The organism is Actinoplanes campanulatus (assembly GCF_014647795.1).
GTDB lineage: Bacteria > Actinomycetota > Actinomycetes > Mycobacteriales > Micromonosporaceae > Actinoplanes > Actinoplanes campanulatus.
On record NZ_BMPW01000064.1, the window covers coordinates 1 to 2,564 of the forward strand.

The 2,564-nt window shown below is 59.3% G+C and carries 7 protein-coding genes; 4 read left to right on the forward strand and 3 right to left on the reverse strand.

The window, feature by feature from the left end:
- On the reverse strand, positions 1 to 306 hold a 306-nt coding region (locus IEZ13_RS48175; RefSeq protein ID WP_189285803.1), incomplete at its 3' end, for a 1,3-beta-galactosyl-N-acetylhexosamine phosphorylase N-terminal domain-containing protein.
- On the opposite strand from IEZ13_RS48175, the gene IEZ13_RS48180 reads away from it, so the two are divergent.
- The 4 genes from IEZ13_RS48180 to IEZ13_RS46005 are packed head-to-tail and all read left to right on the forward strand — an operon-like array spanning position 203 to position 1,868.
- Positions 203 to 592, forward strand: coding sequence for an IS5 family transposase (locus IEZ13_RS48180; protein WP_041446267.1), 390 nt, complete (start codon positions 203 to 205; stop codon positions 590 to 592). The genes IEZ13_RS48175 and IEZ13_RS48180 overlap by 104 nt on opposite strands.
- Entirely contained in the window at positions 501 to 1,085 is a 585-nt protein-coding gene (locus tag IEZ13_RS45995; protein WP_373293118.1) for an IS5 family transposase, read from the forward strand. Before IEZ13_RS48180 ends, IEZ13_RS45995 begins: the two co-directional genes overlap by 92 nt.
- A complete protein-coding gene (locus IEZ13_RS46000) occupies positions 997 to 1,614 on the forward strand; it encodes a nucleotide-binding protein (RefSeq protein WP_373293119.1) in 618 nt (205 codons plus the stop codon). Before IEZ13_RS45995 ends, IEZ13_RS46000 begins: the two co-directional genes overlap by 89 nt.
- Entirely contained in the window at positions 1,611 to 1,868 is a 258-nt protein-coding gene (locus IEZ13_RS46005) for a hypothetical protein (RefSeq protein WP_189285804.1), read from the forward strand. The genes IEZ13_RS46000 and IEZ13_RS46005 overlap by 4 nt, the downstream gene beginning before the upstream one ends.
- 170 nt (positions 1,869 to 2,038) lie before the next feature.
- On the opposite strand, the gene IEZ13_RS46010 is transcribed toward IEZ13_RS46005, so the two are convergent.
- Together IEZ13_RS46010 and relB are read right to left on the reverse strand one after the other, a co-directional pair.
- The gene (locus IEZ13_RS46010) at positions 2,039 to 2,305 is read right to left on the reverse strand and encodes a type II toxin-antitoxin system RelE family toxin (RefSeq protein WP_118695649.1); all 267 of its coding nucleotides are present in this window, start codon (positions 2,303 to 2,305) and stop codon (positions 2,039 to 2,041) included.
- Positions 2,302 to 2,564 (reverse strand): type II toxin-antitoxin system RelB family antitoxin (gene relB, locus IEZ13_RS46015; RefSeq protein WP_229795818.1); only part of this gene is annotated, 263 nt, incomplete at its 5' end. The genes relB and IEZ13_RS46010, both read right to left, overlap by 4 nt.

The following is a 2,564-nucleotide window of genomic DNA, read 5'->3' on the forward strand; positions in this document are numbered from 1 at the left end:
GGCGATGACATCCCCGGTGGTGCGATCGATCACCTGCCACCACCGCTCGACATCGCAGTCGGTGTCGGGATACACCTGGTCAACGAACCAATTCGTCATCAGGTCGATCGATAGCTCACCGTCTGCTAGGGTGTGTCTCCTATATGTGAGGTGAGGGTCGCGAGATACTGGCGGGGTGAATGAGAAGTCTCGGTTTGAGGCGATGACGGATGAGCAGTGGGAGCGTGTGGAGCCCCTGTTGCCAACGAACTGTGGGCGTCGGGGTCGCCCGTTCTCGAATAGTCGGATGATCGTCAACGGGATCATCTACCGCTACAGGACGGGGATTCCTTGGAGAGACCTGCCTCGTGAGAGGTATGGGCCGTGGCAGACGGTGTGGAAGCGTCACCGCTCCTACGCGAGGCGGGGCGTGTGGGATTGTGTCCTTTCTCAGGTGGTGGCCCAAGCGGATTCGGCTGGGAAAGTGGATTGGACGGTCAGCATTGACGCCACGATCAACCGTGCCCACCAACACGCCACGAACACGACGCGCCCCGACCAGGACACGGGGGGCTTCATCGAACTACAAGAATTCTCCGCTGGGCGAGGATGAGCCTGCAGGTCACGGCATTGGACGCTCGCGCGGGGGGTTGACCACGAAGATCCACCAGGTCGTGGACGGCAACGGGCGTCCCTTGGCCATGGTCGTCACTGGAGGCCAGCGCAACGACGGCGCGATGATGCAGGACACCTTGAAGGACATCTACGTCCCCAGGCCCACCGGCAGGCCCCGCACCACACCCGACACGGTCATGGCGGACCGGGGCTACACGTCGGGCGTGAACTGTGAATACCTTCGAGATCACCACGTCAAGGCAGTGATCCCCCAGAAGAAGAACGAGATCGCCTCCCGGAAGAAGAAGGGCTCCAAGGGAGGCCATCCACCCGCCTTTGACGCAGAGGCATACAAGGGACGAAACGTCGTGGAACGCTCCTTCAACAGCGTCAAACAGTGGCGTGGTCTGGCCACCAGGTACGACAAGCTTGCCGTCACCTACAGGTCAGCCACAGTCCTACACGCCATCCTCCAATGGCTCCAAATATAGGAGACACGCCCTAGCAACGGCCTTAGCCGCTCAGTACCGAGTCATCTTGCTTGACGCCGACCCGCAAGGATCGGCGACGTCATGGGCTACCGACGCTTTCGAAGCCGGTGACCAGTTGGACTTCGAGGTCCGCCCGGCTAATGCCCCCATTGTCAGGCGCTGCCGTGATATTGACGCCGACCTCGTCATCATCGACACTCCCCCTGGTGACTCTCAGACGATTACCGCAGCCCTCGACGTCGCCGATGTGGTCATCATCCCGACCGAGTCGGGGGACCTGGACATGGATCGGGCCTTGATGACCTATCAGGTGGCCCACGGCACGCGCCGGGCCTTGCTCTTCAACAAGGCCGATTGGACCAGGCAATACCGTGACGCCTATGAGGGGGCCGCCGCTGTCGAGGGTCTAGACGTTCTCGACGCGGAAGTTCATCGGCGGGTCGCCTATCGGCAAGCCATCGGGACCCGGCCAACAGATCTAGGAGAGTTCGCCCAGGTTGCTGCCCAGATCAAGGAGATGCTGAAGTGAGTAAGAATCGCAAGCCCACCGCCGCGGACAAGGCCAGCCGTTACACCGGTCGGATGGTGGCAAGCCAGGGGGCCAGTGTTGCCGAAACTTTCCAGTCGGCCAAGACCCCCCTCACCGCGTTCAACGTCAAGCTACCTACCGCTACCCACACAGCGTTGAAGATGAGGGCCGTTGCCGAACACACAACTATGAACGACCTTTTGCGCAAGGCCCTGGAACACACTTACGGCTTCCCCTACGACCCCTACCAGTGAAGGACGAGACACCACGCCATGACCTGGGAGCGGCTTTAGCTGGTGTTGCGGGGTTCGTGTTGGTGGTGGGTGTGGTTTGTGTCGGGGGTGGGTGTTACAGGTGTCTAGCAGTGTAGATAGGTGTACATGATGATAGGTGTATGAGTATCTATGTATCTTTCTATCGGGGCTTATCGGTAGATGTCGCGGCGGTGACCGATGGACAGGGCGAGGATGATGAGGCGGTTATCGTTGAGTGTGCATATGAGGCGGTAGTCGCCGATGCGGTAGCGCCACAGTCCGGAAAGATCACCGGTGAGGGGCTTGCCGTGGCGGCGGGGATCGTCGGTGTTGTCGATGTTTTTCGTGATCCAGCCGTGAATGAGTTTTTGGGTGTAGCGGTCTAGCTTTTTGAATTCTTTATCGAACCGGCTAGTGGTTTCGATCTGCCAGCTCATAGGTCACACTCGTCCCATAGCTCGCTGATGGGACGAGACTGGTAGTTGTCGTTGGCGTAGTCGGTGAGTGCGTCGTGTGCTATCTGAAGGTCGAACTCGTCGGCGATGCGGTCGAAGAGGGCTTGCTTGAAAGCCTCGCTCAGGGATTGTGAGTGTAGGTGGGCGTAGGAGTCCGCTAAGCGGCGCTCATGGTCGGTTAAACGGATGGAAAAACTCATGATATCACCTCGTAAGACGTCTGTAATACAGTGTACTACAC